Origin of the sequence: Rhodococcus sp. 4CII, from assembly GCF_014256275.1 — a bacterium.
Taxonomy (GTDB): Bacteria; Actinomycetota; Actinomycetes; order Mycobacteriales; family Mycobacteriaceae; genus Rhodococcus_F; species Rhodococcus_F wratislaviensis_A.
Genome location: NZ_JACCFE010000002.1, coordinates 5,853,613 through 5,870,074, shown reverse-complemented (window position 1 = coordinate 5,870,074; position 16,462 = coordinate 5,853,613). Strand labels below are relative to the sequence as shown.

General features: G+C 68.3%; 11 protein-coding genes. 10 read left to right on the top strand and 1 reads right to left on the bottom strand.

The window, feature by feature from the left end:
- Positions 1-197: 197 nt before the first annotated feature.
- Positions 198-815, bottom strand: coding sequence for a TetR/AcrR family transcriptional regulator (locus H0B43_RS27905; RefSeq protein WP_252189691.1), 618 nt, complete (start codon positions 813-815; stop codon positions 198-200).
- Positions 816-1,024: 209 nt separating this feature from the next.
- On the opposite strand from H0B43_RS27905, the gene H0B43_RS27900 reads away from it, so the two are divergent.
- The 10 genes from H0B43_RS27900 (at position 1,025) to H0B43_RS27855 (ending at position 16,456) form a co-directional block, all read left to right on the top strand.
- A complete protein-coding gene (locus tag H0B43_RS27900; RefSeq protein ID WP_185724965.1) occupies positions 1,025-3,142 on the top strand; it encodes an FAD-dependent oxidoreductase in 2,118 nt (705 codons plus the stop codon).
- An 11-nt stretch (positions 3,143-3,153) separates the two neighbouring features.
- Complete coding sequence (locus H0B43_RS27895) at positions 3,154-3,519, top strand: cupin domain-containing protein (RefSeq protein ID WP_185724966.1); 366 nt, start codon at positions 3,154-3,156, stop codon at positions 3,517-3,519.
- 27 nt (positions 3,520-3,546) lie between these two features.
- The gene (locus H0B43_RS27890) at positions 3,547-5,043 is read left to right on the top strand and encodes an aldehyde dehydrogenase (protein WP_185724967.1); all 1,497 of its coding nucleotides are present in this window, start codon (positions 3,547-3,549) and stop codon (positions 5,041-5,043) included.
- 78 nt (positions 5,044-5,121) lie between these two features.
- Positions 5,122-5,250, top strand: a complete 129-nt coding sequence (locus H0B43_RS42590; RefSeq protein WP_282555428.1) for a GNAT family N-acetyltransferase — start codon at positions 5,122-5,124, stop codon at positions 5,248-5,250.
- Between the two features lie 31 nt (positions 5,251-5,281).
- Positions 5,282-6,268 (top strand): isopenicillin N synthase family oxygenase, encoded by a 987-nt coding sequence (locus tag H0B43_RS27880; RefSeq protein ID WP_185724968.1) that lies wholly within the window; start codon positions 5,282-5,284, stop codon positions 6,266-6,268.
- Between the two features lie 190 nt (positions 6,269-6,458).
- Positions 6,459-7,841: a dicarboxylate/amino acid:cation symporter gene (locus H0B43_RS27875; RefSeq protein ID WP_185724969.1), complete on the top strand. Its 1,383-nt coding sequence runs from the start codon at positions 6,459-6,461 to the stop codon at positions 7,839-7,841.
- Positions 7,842-7,884: 43 nt separating this feature from the next.
- Positions 7,885-8,280 carry a nitroreductase/quinone reductase family protein gene (locus H0B43_RS27870; RefSeq protein WP_185724970.1) on the top strand — a complete coding sequence of 132 codons (396 nt, stop codon included), beginning with the start codon at positions 7,885-7,887 and terminating at the stop codon, positions 8,278-8,280.
- A 421-nt stretch (positions 8,281-8,701) separates the two neighbouring features.
- Positions 8,702-14,209, top strand: a complete 5,508-nt coding sequence (locus tag H0B43_RS27865; RefSeq protein ID WP_185724971.1) for a glutamate synthase-related protein — start codon at positions 8,702-8,704, stop codon at positions 14,207-14,209.
- Positions 14,206-15,972, top strand: coding sequence for a sulfite reductase subunit alpha (locus H0B43_RS27860; protein ID WP_185724972.1), 1,767 nt, complete (start codon positions 14,206-14,208; stop codon positions 15,970-15,972). Before H0B43_RS27865 ends, H0B43_RS27860 begins: the two co-directional genes overlap by 4 nt.
- 34 nt (positions 15,973-16,006) lie before the next feature.
- Entirely contained in the window at positions 16,007-16,456 is a 450-nt protein-coding gene (locus H0B43_RS27855) for a flavodoxin domain-containing protein (RefSeq protein ID WP_185724973.1), read from the top strand.
- Positions 16,457-16,462: the final 6 nt, after the last annotated feature.

The following is a 16,462-nucleotide window of genomic DNA, read 5'->3' as shown; positions in this document are numbered from 1 at the left end:
GGAGTCGATAGGAATGTGCTTGCGTACTACCGGTTTTCGGTCGGCGCGGTGTCAGGCTTCGTCGGCAACGTTGCAGTGATGCCGGTCACCACTCTCGTCCGCACCCGGCAAATCTGTACAGCACAAAGATCCGGGGTAGTGCATCAGTTCTGCAGATGCCACGGCTCGCGCGAATCCTCGCCACGCGGCGTGCCGCTCTAGTCCGCGGCGAACTCGGCGATGGAACACGACAGCACGGCTTCGAGGTAGCGAAGGACGCTGTTACGTGCGGTCCACGGCTCGACGCGCCGGTTCCGCGCGATGATGTGGAGGCCGTAGGCGTCCTCGAGGCTCACTGCGGTGCGGGCGATCTCCTCGGTGGGCATCGACGGCGCGAACACGCCCTGGGACCGGCCGATCTCGAGCACGGTGCTGTACAGCGACACCTCCAGATCGAACAGCGTCGACAGCAGTGCGGAGTGCGTCGCGTTGCGGCTCGCGTGAAGATGCAGCTCGTAGAGGACCGTGCACAACGGATCGTCGGCGGCGTCGGGAATGCCCAGGCGCACCGTCGTGCGCAGCCGCTCGACCGGATCGACGAGGTCCTGCACCGCGTCGTGCCTGCGCCGGTAGAACCTGTCGACTGCGTGCTCGTGCACTTCGACGAGCAGATCGTCGAGTGACGGGTAGTAGTAGCTGACCAGACCCGCCGACAGGCCCGCCTCCTCCGCGACGTCCTTGATGCGCAGCCCGGTCATGCCGCGCTTGGTGATCGCGGTGGTGGCCGCCGAGACCATCTCACTGCGCCGGACTCCCTGCCGCTTCGGACGTGCCATGACAACCATTATTGATGAACTTCATCAATAAACAAGTAGCGATCGGGGCGGTATTTCGCCGACTGAGCCTGGACTTTCCCCACTGGATCGGTAATTATTTGAGAAAGATCTCAAAGAATCGTCGTCTCGGCGACAGTGGCACGGCCAGCCAGCCGAGTGCGCAGGCCGCCACAGCGAGCCCACTCTCCGTCTCCAGTCAGGAACCCACCGTGCGTGATCCGCGATACGACATCCTTTTCGAACCGGTCAAGATCGGACCGGTCACCGCCCGCAACCGGTTCTTCCAAGTCCCCCACTGCAACGGCATGGGCTACCGCGACCCCTCCGGCGAGGCCTACATGCGGCGAGTCAAGGCCGAGGGCGGCTGGGCGGTCGTCTGCACCGAGCAGGTCGAGATCCACCCCACCTCGGACATCGGCCCGTTCATCGAACTGCGCCTGTGGGACGACCAGGACCTGCCGGCCCTCACCAGAATCTCCGAGAAGATCCACGAGGGCGGCTCCCTCGCCGGCATCGAACTCGCCCACAACGGCCTGAACAGCCCCAACCTGATCAGCCGCGAGACCCCGCTCGGCCCGCAGAATCTGCCGGTCGTCTCCTGGAACTACGACCCCGTCCAGGCCAGGGCGATGACCAAGTCGGACATCGCCGACCTCCGGCATTGGCACAAGGAAGCGGTGCGCCGGTCGCTGAAAGCCGAATACGACATCGTCTACGTGTACGCCGGGCACGCGATCGGCGGCCTGCACCACTTTCTGTCCCGTCGCTACAACAACCGGACGGACGAGTACGGCGGCAGCCTGACCAACCGCGTGCGCCTGCTCCGCGAGATCCTCGAGGATTCACGCGAGGTCGCGGACGGCAAGGCCGCGGTCGCGTGCCGCATCTCCGTCGACGAACTCCTCGGCGACGAGGGAATCACCCGCAGCGAGATCGAGGACGTGATCGGTCTGCTCGGCGAGACCCCGGACCTGTGGGACTTCGTGCTCGGCAGCTGGGAGGACGACTCCGTCACCTCGCGGTTCGGACCGGAGGCGGAGCAGGAACCGTACGTTCGGGGACTGAAGCAGCTCACCACCAAACCCGTCGTCGGTGTCGGCCGCTTCACCTCGCCCGACACGATGCTGCACCAGGTCAAGGGCGGCATCCTCGACTTCATCGGGGCGGCCCGCCCGTCGATCGCCGACCCGTTCCTGCCGCGCAAGATCGAGGAAGGGAATCTCGAGGACATCCGGGAATGCATCGGCTGCAACATCTGCGTGTCCGGTGACTTCACGATGTCGCCGATCCGCTGCACCCAGAATCCGACGATGGGTGAGGAGTTCCGTCGCGGGTGGCACCCGGAGCGGATCAAGGTCCGGTCGAGCGAGTCGAACGTGCTCGTGGTCGGCGCGGGTCCCGCCGGACTCGAGGCCGCACGCGCCCTCGGGCAACGCGGCTACACCGTGAGCCTCGCCGAGGCGAGCAGGCAACTCGGTGGCCGGGTGACCCGGGAGTCGAAGCTGCCGGGGTTGTCCGCATGGATCCGCGTGGTCGACTACCGCGAGCAGCAACTCCGCAAGCTCGCCGACGTCGACGTGTTCATGGAGAGTGAGATGACCGCCGACGACGTCATCGACAACGACTTCCACCACGTGGTCGTCGCCACCGGTTCCAGTTGGCGCCGCGACGGTGTCGGCCGGTGGCACACCCACGCCGTTCCCGTCGACGCGCACGCCGACGTCCTGACACCGGACGACGTGATGGCGGGGCTACGACCGGCGGGCAACAAGGTGGTGCTCTTCGACGACGACCACTACTACCTCGGGGCGGTCGTCGCCGAACTCCTGGCGAAGGAGGGATTCGACGTCACCCTGATCACTCCCGCCGCGCACGTGTCGCAGTGGACGACGAACACCATGGAAGTGGTCCGCATCCGTAAGCGAATCATCAACGCCGGGGTACACGTTCAGGTCAATCGCGCCGTCACCGAGGTCACCGCCCAGGGCGTGCGCACCGTGTGCGCGTTCACCGGCGACGAGCAGTTCGTCGACGCGGACAGCGTCGTCCTCGTCACCGCCCGGCTCCCGCACGATGCGCTGTTCCACGAACTGCAGTCGCGGGAACCCGAATGGGCCGGCGCCGACCTGCGCAGCGTCCGCGGCATCGGCGACGCCTGGGCGCCGTCCACCATCGCGGCCGCGGTCTGGTCCGGGCACCGGTACGCCGAGGAACTGGAGGAACCGCCGGCCCCGGGTCCGGTCGCGTTCCGCAGGGAAGTCACCGGGCTGTCCATCGAACCTGTCCACACACTGTCCGTCCCCCCGCTCGTCAACGCACAGAACTGAGGAGACCAACCATGACCGCAGTACACCCGATCCCCACCGGCGCCGAGAACGTCGCGGCGATGACGCCCAGCGCGTACGTCACCGCGGAGACGCTGCGAGCGGGCGATCCGCACGAACACGAGATGGTCCACCTGAGCAGCGGGGACGACAAGTTCACTGTCGGCTCGTGGCGCGCGCAGCCGTATCGCGAGTACATCGAGTCCTATCCCGGCGACGAATACACCCGTGTGCTGGAAGGGTCGGTGACGCTCACCGCGGACGACGGCACCTCGCACACCTTCGGCCCCGGCGACGCATTCACCCTGACCAGGGGCTGGCGCGGGGAGTACCGCGTCGACGAACCGCTGCTCAAGCAGTTCGCCATCTACGTTCCCTGACCACCACTTTCGAGCACGAGGATGACGATGCCTGATCCGACCACACTCGACGACTGGACAGCGCTCGCCGCGACGATCACGCCGCGCCGCGAACTGTTCATCGGCGGGGCGTTCCGTCCCGCGAAATCGGACGAGACGTTCGATTCGATCAATCCGGCGACCGGCGAACTACTCGCGCGGGTGTCCGCCGCGGGCGCCGCCGACGTCGACGTGGCGGTCCGGTCGGCGCGGGAGGCGTTCGACTCGGGAATCTGGTCGCGCAGCCCGGCGTCGCACCGCAAACGGGTTCTGCTCCGGCTCGCCGAGCTGATCCTCGAACACCGCCACGAGCTCGCCCTGCTCGACTCCCTCGACATGGGCAAGCTGGTCGTGGAGGCGCTGACCGTCGACGTCCCCTCGGCCGCCGAGCTTTTCAGGTTCTATGCGGAGGCCCTCGACAAGGTCGGCGGGGAGATCGCGCCCACCGATCCCGGGAGTCTCGCGCTGGTCTCCCGCGAACCGCTCGGCGTCGTCGGGGCAGTGGTCCCGTGGAACTTCCCGCTCGACCTCGCGGTGTGGAAGCTGGCGCCGGCCCTGGCCGCGGGCAACAGTGTCGTTCTCAAGCCCGCCGAGCAGGCGCCGCTGTCGGTGCTGCGACTGGCCGAACTGGCGGCCGAGGCGGGGCTGCCCGACGGCGTCCTGGCCGTCGTCCCGGGATCGGGCGCCACCGCCGGGGCGGCGCTGGGTCTGCATCCCGGTGTCGACGTCGTCGCCTTCACCGGCTCGACCGCGACCGGGAAGCGGTTCCTCCGATACGCGGCGGACTCGAATCTGAAACAGGTCTGGCTCGAATGCGGAGGCAAGAGCCCCAACCTGGTCTTCGCGGACGCCGATCTCGACGAGGCGGTGGAGAAGGCGGTGTTCGGCGCGTTCTACAACCAGGGCGCGGTGTGCTCGGCGAATTCCCGGTTGCTGGTGGACGCGTCGGTCGCCGAACAGGTGATCGACGCCCTCGTCCGCCGGGCGTCGTCGATCCGCCCCGGCAATCCACTCGATCCCGCGTCGACGCTGGGCGCGATCGTCGACGAGAACCACGCTCGCAGCGTCGCCGGGTTCATCGACCGGGCCCATTCGGAGGGCCGGGTGTTGCTGGGCGGCAACCGGACCACCGTCGGCGGCCGGGGGTGCTTCGTCGAACCGACGATCTTCACCGACGTCGCACCGACCGCCGAGGTGGTGACGCAGGAGGTGTTCGGGCCGGTCCTCACCGTCCAGACGTTCACCGACGAGGCGGAGGCGATCCGCATGGGTAACGACAGCATCTACGGTCTGGCCGCCTCGGTGTGGACCGAGAACCTGAACCGGGCGCACCGCGTCTCCTCCGCACTGCGGGTCGGGACCGTGTCGGTCAACACCGTCGACGCCATCAGCGCGCAGACCCCGTTCGGCGGGTTCAAACAGTCCGGGTTCGGCCGCGACCTGTCGCTGCACGCGATGGACAAGTACACCGGGCTCAAGACCACGTGGATCCGGCTGCGGCCGTAGCGAGGCCGGCGGGCGAATGTACCGTTCGGCGCCCCAGGCGCACCCAGGGGTACATTCGCCCTCGAATCGTGGCACCCCGTGAACACCGGGTCCATCGCGCTGCACCACGCGGTCGGCTACCGGACCGTCGGGGTCCGGGAGCGGCTCGCGCAGATCGACGGCGTCTGGCACGACAGCGTCCTGCTCGAGCGCCGCCGCGACACCTGACACCGCGTCCACCCGGGGATACGGTGGAGGAATGCTCCCCGTCATCGATCTCGCCGAACTGGACACACCGGCCGGGCGGGAACGGCTGCGGGAGATCACCCATCACGTGGGCTTCTTCTACCTCGACGGGCACGGCGTCGACCGGGACCTGCTCGACCGCGTGTTCACGGTCGCGCGGGAGTTCTTCGCACTGTCCGAGGACTCCAAACAGTCGATCGCGATGCTCAACAGCCCGCACTTCCGCGGCTACAACCGCGTGGGCGGTGAACTCACCAACGGCGAGACCGACTGGCGCGAACAGATCGATATCGGTCCCGAACGGCAGCCGATCCCCGGCGCCGCCGACTACCTGCGGCTGCAGGGTCCCAATCAGTGGCCCGCCGACCTGCCCGACCTCGAGAAGACGATCGAGGCCCTCGACGCCGCCCTCGCCGACGTCGGGATGCGACTGCTCCGGCACTGGGCCGCATCGCTCGACGCAGACCCGGCCACGTTCGACGACGCCTTCGCGCACGCCCCCGCCACGCTCATCAAGGTCGTCCGCTATCCGGAACGGCCGAGCGCAGACCACACCGGGGAACAAGGAGTGGGCGCCCACAAGGACTCGGGCGTGCTGACGATGCTGCTCCTCGAACCGGGGTCGTCGGGACTGCAGGTGGAGACCGAGGACGGCGACTGGATCGACGCGCCCGCCCGGGCAGGCTCGTTCGTGGTGAACATCGGCGAACTGCTCGAGGTCGCCACCGGCGGATACCTGCGAGCCACCCGGCACCGGGTGCTCACCCCCGCGGGCGCGCCCGAGCGACTGTCGCTGCCGTACTTCCTCAATCCCGCACTCGACGCCACAGTTCCGACCATCGAGTTGCCGCCGCACCTGGCCGCCCGCGCCCGTGGCATCGAACTCGATCCGGCGAATCCGCTGTACCGCACGTACGGCGAGAACGCGTGGAAGAGCCGCACCCGCGCCCACCCCGACGTCTACCGGCGCTGGTATCCGGACGAGGCGGCACCGCAGTAATCAGGCTGCCACCACCGGGAGTATTGTTCCCGCAGTGTTGTTCCTGACCTCTCGACGTTACGTCGACCTCCGCCTCCAGGCGAGCGCCATCTGTCCGCGCTCGCGCTGACGCACCTTTTCACTCAGGACTCTCTGTCGCCGTATCCGCCCCACCGGGCGACGTCCACGGCCCCATGCGAAAGGCACACCCATGCCCGATACCGCGCTGCCCACGCGCGCCGAGACCACCTCCCGGCGCCGACTTCCCCAGTGGGCCACAGCGTTCGGCCCCCAGATCGTCACCGGACTCGTCGTCGGCGTCGTTCTCGGACTCGTCGCCCGCGCGATGCCCGTCGCCGCCGACGGCAACGAGAACTGGCTCGTCGGCACCGTCCACACCGTCGGCTCGAGTTACGTGAAACTGCTGACCGTCGCGGTGATCCCGCTGGTGTTCACGGCCATCGTCAGCTCGATCGCCAATCTGCGTGAGGTGGCCAATGCCGCGCGCCTCGCCGTCCAGACGCTGCTGTGGTTCGCGATCACCGCGTTCATCGCCGTCGTCATCGGGATCGTGATCGGACTCGTCACGCAACCGGGCTCGCACACGACTGTCACCGGCGCGGGGAAGGAACCTTCCACCACCGGTTCGTGGTGGGCGTTCGTCACCGGCCTGGTGCCCAGCAACTTCCTCGGCCTGAACGCGAAGACCACCCTCACCGAAGGCGCAGCCAGCACGTCGCTGAGTTTCAACGTGCTGCAGTTGCTCGTCGTCGCGGCCGCGATCGGCATCGCCGCGCTGAAGGTCGGGGCCAAGGCCGAACCGTTCCTGCAGTTCAACGCGTCGCTGCTGGCCATCGTGCAGAAGGTGCTGTGGTGGATCATCCGCCTCGCACCGATCGGCACCGCCGCACTGATCGCGAACGCCGTCGCCACCTACGGGTGGGACGCCATCGGTTCGCTCGGCTGGTTCACCGCCGCCGTGTACATCGGCCTGGCCATCGTGTTCCTCGTCGTCTACCCCGTGCTGATCCGCGCGCACGGACTGTCGGTGCGCGCCTTCTACTCCGGCGTCTGGCCGGCGACACAGCTCGGATTCGTGTCCCGGTCGTCGATCGGCACGCTGCCCCTCACCGAGCGGGTCACCGAACGCAATCTGGGTGTCCCCCGCGAGTACGCGTCGTTCGCGGTGCCGCTCGGGTCGACCACCAAGATGGACGGATGTGCTGCCGTCTACCCGGCGATCGCAGCCATCTTCGTCGCCGAGTTCTACGGTGTGCCTTTGTCGTTCACCGACTACCTCCTGATCATCGTCGTCTCGGTCATCGGGTCCGCGGCCACCGCGGGAACCACCGGCGCCACGGTCATGCTGACGCTCACGCTGTCGACGCTGGGACTCCCGCTCGCCGGCGTGGGCCTGCTGCTCGCGGTCGAACCGATCGTGGACATGGGCCGCACCGCGGTGAACGTCACCGGCCAGGCGCTCGTCCCGACCCTCGTCGCGAAGCGGGAAGGCATCCTCGACGAGACCCGCTACAACGCGGAGCGGACCGGCGACCCGTTCGTCGACGACGACGAGACCGTCGCCGCGGCGTAGCGAATGCGCGACGGCAGCCTTCCGCACGTGGGAGGCTGTCGTCATGCCGGACTTCGACGCGATCAAACATCGGATCGTCACCCAATTCCAGCGGCACGTCGCCAACCCGCTCACCTCCAGATTGTCGAGCCAAACCCTCCTCGAAACCACCGGACGCGTGAGCGGGCAGCCCCGCCTCACCCCGATCGGGGGCCGGCGCACGGGCACCGAGTTCTTTCTGGTGTCCGAGTTCGGTGAGCGGTCGAACTACATCCGCAACATTCGTGCGAACAGTGCCGTTCGCCTGCGGATCCACGGCAGATGGCACGCAGGCACGGCAACGTTACTGCCCGACGACGATGCCCGCGCGCGGCTGGCGCAGCTGCCGCGGATGAACAGTCTCGCCGTTCAGGCCGTCGGCACCGACCTCCTGACGGTCCGGATCGATCTCACCGACTGAGACCACACCCCCAACAGACGCCCACGGGATCGTCACCCGCACACGCGAGAGTGTCCGCATCCGACCAGCCGCCGCGCAGCTACGGACCGGTCAGTCCGAACGATCGTTCGGCGGGCGACCGGGTCATGCACGTTTACCGGCCTGGCCAGGTGTGATGTTCGCGACTGCACGTTCCGCCTGCACGCTCGGCGCGGATTTGGTACCGCTCGTCGGCCACGGATCGAGCAGCTTGCAGTAAAGACTTAGCCTCCGCTAATCTGCGGTTTCGCGTGGACATGCCAAAGTCCGCATTTCAGACAACGACGTCTGCCTCACCGGCGCATCGGTACGGGGCCGGTTCTCTGCCGTGATCCTCTCGCCGACGCCACCCGTGCGCCCAGCACGGAACCCTATTCGGCGAGTATCGCGAGGAGACAGTCGGTTGAACACGAGTGCCACCGAGTCCGGCCTGTACGACAGGACGCTCGACAAGAGCAGCTGCGGCGTGGGCTTCATCACCCGCAAGGACGGCATTCAGACCCATGACGTCCTCCTCCGGGGCCACGAGGCCCTGTGTGCCGTTCCTCACCGCGGTGGCATGTCCGCGGAGGGCGTCGGCGACGGCGCCGGCGTGTGCGTCGACCTGTCGGTGCCGTTCTTCCGCGCCCTGACGGGGCAGGACGACCTGGAGGCCGGGAGCTTCGGTGTCGGCAACTTCTTCCTCCCCACCGACGTGGCGTTCCATGGCGACGCGGAGGCGGTCATCGAGCGGGCACTCGCCGACCAGGGGTTCCAGGTGCTCCTCGAACGTGACGTGCCCGTCGACGCGACCGTGCTGCGGCCCGCCGCGATCCGGCACCAGCTGCCGATCCGGCAGTGGGTGTTCACTGCGCCCGACGCGGGCGCCGACGAGGCCGAGTTCGACCGCCGCATCCACGACGCCCTGCTCGCGATCGAGGCCGTCGCGTACACCCAGCCGGATCTGGCCGGGTTGTACCCGCTGTCGCTCAGCGCGCGCACGCAGGTGCTCAAGGGCCGCCTCAACTCGAACGAGGTGATGCCCTACTTCCAGGACCTCGTCGACCCGGCGCACGCCGTCCACACCCTGTACTTCCACACCCGGTTCTCCACCAACACCGACCCGCATCCGACGATGGCGCAGCCGTTCCGTCTGATGGCGCACAACGGTGAGCTCAACACCGACAAGAAGAACCGGCTGTCGGAGGCCGCGCTGGCCCGTGCCCGCAACCGTGAGATCGTCCGTCCACACGGCCAGTCCGACAGCTGTCGCCTCGACCAGACACTGCAGAGCCGTGTCGTGGAGGACGGTCTCGACCTGGTGACCGCTGTGGTGTCGATGATGCCGCCGGCGTGGGAGAACGATTCCACCCTGTCACCCGAGGTGCGGGCGATGCTCGAGTACTTCTCGCTGTACGAGGAGAAGAACGACGGGCCGGCCGCGCTGATCTTCGGTGACGGCACCGTCGTCGGCGCCCGGCTCGACCGACTCGGTCTGCGTCCGCTGCGCTCGGTGGAGACGGACGAGTACCTGTGCGTCACGTCCGAGGCCGGTCAGATCGACTTCGACCCCGCCACCGTCCTGCACCGCGGCCGCATCGAGGCCGGCGGCATGCTGTACTTCGACCACCGCGAGGGCCGCGCGTACTCCACCGACGAGGCGCTCGAACTGCTCGCGTCCCGCACCGACTACGTCACGCTGGTCGCCGACGCGCGCCGCACCCTGGACGCCCTGCCGGAGGTCCAGCCCGAGCCCGGCCCGCTGCGCTACAAGGGCGATCTCGACCGCCACCAGCGCTTCGTCGCGTACTCGCACAACCAGGAGAGCTTCAAGTTCATGATGGACCCGATGCTCGCATCGGGTCAGGAGAAGATCTCCGCGATGGGCTACGGCAACGCCATCAACGCGCTCTCCGATCAGGAAGGCGGCGTCGCCAAGTACTTCTCTCAGCGGTTCGCGCAGGTCACCAACCCGTCCCTGGACAGCATCCGGGAGGCCGACGGCATGACGCTGCGGGTGGCGCTCGGCGCCAAGCCGAACAGCGGTGCCCGCCCGGCCCCGCAGATCGTGGTGCCGTCGCCGATCCTCACCCACGCCGAGGCGCTGCGGATCCGCAAGCAGACCGAGACGCCCGTCGAGCGGTTCTCGATGCTGTACACCCCCGTCCAGGGCGACGCGGCCGCCAACGCCGCCGCGCTCGAGGCCGCGGTGTCCGCCCTGTGTGATGACGTGGAGGCGTTCGCGCGGGAGCACGGCGGCATCGCCGTCGTCACCGACCGGCACGTGTCCACCGACAAGGCCGCGCTGCCGATGATCGTGGTGATCTCGGCGCTCAACCAGCGGCTCATCGAGGAGGGCCTGCGCCTGCGGGTGTCGGTCGTCGCGGAGAGCGGTCAGATCTCGTCGTCCCACCACGTGGCCGCCGCCCTCGGATTCGGCGCCGCCGCGGTGTACCCGCTCGCCGTCCGACTGCGCGCCGAGGAGAAGTTCGCCGACGAGGCCGACGTGGCGTTCAAGCGGTTCGCGAAGGCCGCCGAGAAGTCGCTGATGAAGACGATGGGCCGGGTCGGCCTGTGCACCGCCGAGAGCTACATCGGCGGCGAGTTCTTCGAGCCCAACTACCTCGACACAGACGACCCGATCCTGCGCCGCTGGTTCCCGAACGTCCAGACCCCGGTCGGCGGTGTCGGCTTCGCGGTGATCGCCCAGGCCGTCGCGGACTGGCACGCCCGTGCCGTCACGGTGTCGGGCGAGAAGGACATCCCGCTGCTCGGCCTGTTCAAGGAGCGCGCCGAGGGCGCCGGTCACTCGTACGGCACGGCGGCCGTGCGCGGCTTCGTCGACCTCACCGAGGAGCCCATCGCATTCGACACGGCGGGCACCCAGGACCACACCGAGTCGCTGCGACTGCTTCCGCTGAACCGGCTCGAGGACGCGTTCGGGCTCGACGACGACGCCTACCGCAACGCCGGCTTCCAGAAGCTGACGCACGACGCGATCGACCGTTTCGAGATCACCCCCGGCTACCGGGCGTTCGCGCGGACCATGGCCGACGAGCGCACCCGTCGTCCCGCAGCGCTGCGGGACGTGCTGGATCTGCCCGCCGACGTCACGTTCCTCACGACGGCCGCGGAGTTCCGCAAGCAGATGGGCCGCTTCTCCCGCAAGGGCAACAACAGCTTCGCGGTGCGCGGACTCGCGTCCGAACCGGTCGGCGACGACGAGTTCCGGCTCCGGCTCACCGGCCCCCACGCGGGCGAGGCTCGTGTGCTGGCGGCACTCGGCGAGTCGCTGGTGATGCGGTTCGGCGACGACCTCCGCGAGCACCGCGTGGACGGCGACGCACTGCTGGTGCGCACGTCCGGTGAGGCGCTGCGGTGCCTGTCGCTGCTGCGCACCGCCCCGCCGAGTGTCCCGCTGGCGAAGGTCCAGAAGGCCAGCGAGATCACCCCGTTCCTCACGTCCGGAGCCATGAGCCACGGTGCGCTGAACTCCAACGCGCACGAGGCGGTCGCGCACGGCACCAACATGGTCGGCGGCATGTCGAACAGCGGTGAGGGCGGCGAGCACATCTCCCGCTACGGCACCATCCGCGGTTCGCGGATCAAGCAGTTCGCGTCGGGTCGTTTCGGTGTGTGGGCCGGGTACCTGGCCGACCCGATGCTCGAGGAACTCGAGATCAAGATCGCGCAGGGCGCCAAGCCCGGCGAGGGCGGGCAGCTGCCCGCACCCAAGGTGACCGTCGAGATCGCGGCCGCGCGCGGTGGCACGCCCGGCGTCGAACTGGTCTCTCCCCCACCGCATCACGACACGTATTCGATCGAGGACCTCGCGCAGCTGATCCACGACTGCAAGGCCGCGCGGGTCCGCGTCATCGTCAAGCTCGTGTCCTCGGAGGGCATCGGCACGATCGCGGTGGGTGTCGCGAAGGCCGGCGCCGACGTCATCAACGTCGCCGGCAACACCGGCGGCACCGGTGCCGCCGCGGTGACGAGCCTCAAGTACGCCGGACGGTCGGCGGAGATCGGCGTCGCCGAGGTCCATCAGGCGTTGTGCGCCAACGGGTTGCGGCAGAAGGTGCTGCTCCGGTGCTCCGGTGCGCACCAGACGGCGAGCGACGTGGTGAAGTCGGCGCTGCTCGGCGCCGACAGCTTCGAGTTCGGCACCACCGCGCTGATGATGCTCAAGTGCGTCATGGCCAAGAACTGCAACGTCAAGTGCCCGGCCGGGCTGACCACCAATCCCGAACTGTTCGACGGTGATCCGCGGGCGATGGCGCAATACCTGCTGAACATCGCGCACGAGACCCGCGAGGTGCTGGCCGAGCTGGGCATGTCGTCGCTGCGTGAGGCCCGGGGACGGTCGGATCTGCTGCAGCTGCTCGACCACCCGTCCAGCGTCGGTCAGCTCGACCTGCGCGCGATGCTGGCCGTGGTCGAGGAAGTCACGATCGGCGATCCGGTGTACCTGGAGAAGGACTACACCCTCGACGACGGCTGGCTGGTGCAGTTGCGCGCCGCGCTGGTCGAGCAGGGCGAGGCCACGGTCGAGCTCGGCGACGGGGTGCACCTGAGCAACCGCAACAAGAGTGTCGGCGCCCAGTTGGCGGTCGACATCGAGCGGATGCTCAATCACGAACTCACCGACGCCGCGCTGCCGGCCGTGCTCCGCGACGAGCGTGGCCGCGGCTATCTGCGCGAGGGCAGCGTCCGGATCACCACGTCCGGGTCCGCGGGCCTGTCGTACGGCGCATTCTGCAACGACGGCATGACCCTCGTCCACACCGGTACCGCGAACGACGGCGTAGGCAAGGGCGCCAACGGCGGCAGCATCGTCGTGCGTTCGCCCGGTGGCGGCTCCGACCGCCACGGCGGCAACGTGCTGATCGGCAACTTCGCGCTGTTCGGCGCCACCGGTGGGCGCACGTTCGTCGAGGGCCAGGCAGGTGACCGCTTCGCCGTGCGCAATTCGGGTGCCACTGCCGTGGTCGAGGGTGTCGGCGACTTCGCCTGCGAGTACATGACCAACGGTGCCGTCCTCAACCTCGGCGGCTTCGGCAAGGGCGTCGGCAACGGCATGAGCGGCGGCTTCGTCTACCAGTACGACCCCGAGAACAAGCTGCCCGGCAAGGCCAGCGCGGACTCGATCCTGCTCGGTTCCATCACCGGCGACGACGAGCACGCGGCGCTGCACCGTCAGGCCGTGCACGTGCTGCTCGGGTGGCACCTCGAGGCCACCGGCTCCGCGAAGGCCGCCTGGTTGCTCGAGAACTGGGAGACCGAACAGCACCACTTCGTGTACGGCATGCCGCGCGCGCTGCTGCAGTACCAGGACAGCGGCGAGATCCTGAAGGCCAAGCCCCGCAAGGACCTGGCCGACGAGCTCGCCGCCGCACTGGTCGCGCACCAGGTTCGGAAGTTCAAGCTGGACTACCGGGACGGCCGCGCGGTCCAGGACGGCGCCGTGCCCGGCTACGGCGAGACCGACACCGAGGCCATGTTCGCGCTGCTGAACAACTACACAGTGCTGAACGCGGCGCAGGAGATGGCGCTGTCGAAGCTGCCGGGTGTCACCGATCTGTCCGATCCGGCGGTCGACAAGGCCGTCCGCAACCTGCTGCTCACCGAGGACTTCTTCCTCATTCAGCGGTTGCAGCGGTACGCACGGGAAGCGTTGAAGGACTACAGCGACGAAGACCTCGCCGTGATGGTGGCGGCCAAGCGTCTCGCCGACTACAAGGATGCGTTGCGCCGCCGCAACGTGCGGTCCATCGACGCCCCCGGCACGTACGGCTGGATCCTGCACCAGGATGCGAAGAACGTCGCGAAGATCGGCCGGCTGCCCGGTTTCGAGGAGCTGTTCGCGCAGCACGCCCTCCCCGATCTGATCCCCGCGAGAGACATCCCCACGAAAGACGTGGTGGCCTCATGAAATTGCCCTACATCCCGCAGGACGCCCCCTTCAGCGAGGACCAGCGTGTCTGGCTCACCGGCTTTCTCGCCGGAATGAGCTCACGTCTGGTCGTCGGTGGCTCCGACGCGTCCGCCGCGACCGGCGGGCAATTGCCCGCCATACACGTGCTGTACGGCAGCCAGACCGGGAACGCCGAGGGCATCGCGGAAGACGCTGCGGTCGCGGCACGTTCGCACGGCTTCGCGCCGGTCGTGAGCGCCCTCGACGACGTCGACATGGACGCTCTCGCCGCCATGCAGCGCGTCCTCGTCATCACGTCCACCTACGGTGAGGGCGAGATGCCGGACAACGCCGAACTGTTCTGGCAAGCGCTGGCCGCGGAGACCGCACCGCGACTCGAATCCACCGACTTCGCGGTGCTCGCCCTCGGCGACACCGGGTACGACGGGTACTGCCAGGCCGGCAAGATGATCGACACAAGGCTCGAGCAGCTCGGTGCCCCCCGGGTCACGCCGCGCGTCGACTGCGACGTCGACTACGAGGACACCGCCGCCGCGTGGGTCGCCGACACGCTGCCGTTGTTCGCGGCCGTGGAGGGCATTCGCGGCGAGTCCGCGGTCGCCGATGTCGCCGCCCCTGAGACGAAGCCCGCCCGCACGCGCTCGCAGTGGAACCGCAAGAACCCCTACAGTTCCACGCTGTCCGTGAACCGGCGGCTGTCGAGCGAGACGTCCGCGAAGGAGATCCGCCACTACGAATTCGCGCTCGCCGACAGCGGTCTCGAGTACGAGGCCGGTGACGCGCTCGGCGTGATGCCGATCAACGATCCCGCCCTCGTCGACGCCCTCGTCGACCGGCTGGGCATCCCGGCGGACGCCGCCGTCACCGGCAAGGAGCGGCCGTTCAGCGACCTGCTGCTGCACGCGTACGAGATCTCCACGCCCAGCCACGAATTGATCGACGAGATCGAGAAGCGGGCGGGCGACGACGAGCTGAGTCACGTGCTGCGGCACGGCGACAAGGAAGCGCTCGACGCCTGGTTGTGGGGCAAGGACGTGCTCGACCTGCTGCTCCTCGACCCGTCGGTCACGCTGACCGCGGACGAGTTCGTCGGGCTGCTCAAGCCGCTGCAGCACCGGGCGTATTCCATCTCGTCGAGCCCGCTCGCCAACCCCGGCAGTGTGCACCTCACCGTCGCGAGCGTCCGGCACAGCTCGGCAGGCCGCGACCGCGGCGGCGTGTGCTCCACCTTCCTCGCCGACCGGATCGCCGAGGGCGGCAACGGCGGAATCTTCGTGTCGAAGAACAAGTCGTTCCGGGTCCCCGCGAACGACGACGCACCCATGATCATGGTCGGCCCGGGCACCGGCATCGCCCCGTTCCGCGCGTTCCTGCAGGAGCGTCAGGCGCGGGGCGCGTCGGGACGCAACTGGCTGTTCTTCGGCGACCAGCACCGCGCGTCGGACTACATCTACGAGGAGGAGATCGGCGCCATGACCGACAGCGGTCTGCTCACCCGCCTCGACCTCGCCTTCTCCCGCGACCAGGCGGAGAAGATCTATGTGCAGAACCGGATGATCGAGAACGGCGCCGAGTTGTTCGCCTGGCTCGAGGACGGCGGCCACTTCTACGTTTGCGGCGACGCGACCCGGATGGCGAAGGACGTCGACCGGGCGCTGCACGAGGTGATCGCCACCCATGGCACCCTTTCCACCGAGCAGGCCGCCGACTACGTGACCAGGCTCAAGAAGGACAAGCGCTACCTGCGCGACGTGTACTGACCACGTCGGCAGCTACTCACGAGGAGCAAGAACAATGGCAGTGGTGATTCTGTACGGCAGCGAGGGCGGGACCTCCGAACTGGTGGCCGACAACATCGCCGACGTGCTCGGCGACTACGGCGACACGTCCCTGTACGACATGATGGAGTTCGATGCGGGCGACCTCGACCCCGAGAACTTCCACGTCATCGTGTGCTCCACCTACGGCGAGGGCGAGCTGCCCACCGGCGCGGAACCGTTCTTCGAGGGGCTCGAGGAGGACGAACCCGACCTCACGGGAATGCAGTTCGCGCTGTTCGGCCTGGGCGACAAGGTGTACGAGGAGACGTACAACCGCGGCGGCGAGATCCTCGCGGAGAAGCTGATCTCCCTCGGCGCGGTGCAGGTCGGCGAACACGGCCGGCACGACGGGTCCAGCTCGATCCGCCCGAAGGATCAGGCCGAGGAGTGGGCGAAGAACATCGGCGAGGAATTCCTGGGCTGACGCCCC

Excerpts from the sequence above, each read along its gene's own strand:
- H0B43_RS27890 (WP_185724967.1), top strand. The coding sequence starts at position 3,547 with ATGCCTGATCCGACCACACTCGACGACTGGACAGCGCTCGCCGCGACG.
- H0B43_RS27860 (WP_185724972.1), top strand. The coding sequence starts at position 14,206 with ATGAAATTGCCCTACATCCCGCAGGACGCCCCCTTCAGCGAGGACCAG.
- H0B43_RS27855 (WP_185724973.1), top strand. The coding sequence starts at position 16,007 with ATGGCAGTGGTGATTCTGTACGGCAGCGAGGGCGGGACCTCCGAACTG.
- H0B43_RS27880 (WP_185724968.1), top strand. The coding sequence starts at position 5,282 with ATGCTCCCCGTCATCGATCTCGCCGAACTGGACACACCGGCCGGGCGG.
- H0B43_RS27895 (WP_185724966.1), top strand. The coding sequence starts at position 3,154 with ATGACCGCAGTACACCCGATCCCCACCGGCGCCGAGAACGTCGCGGCG.
- H0B43_RS27905 (WP_252189691.1), bottom strand. The coding sequence starts at position 815 with ATGGCACGTCCGAAGCGGCAGGGAGTCCGGCGCAGTGAGATGGTCTCG.
- H0B43_RS27870 (WP_185724970.1), top strand. The coding sequence starts at position 7,885 with ATGCCGGACTTCGACGCGATCAAACATCGGATCGTCACCCAATTCCAG.
- H0B43_RS27875 (WP_185724969.1), top strand. The coding sequence starts at position 6,459 with ATGCCCGATACCGCGCTGCCCACGCGCGCCGAGACCACCTCCCGGCGC.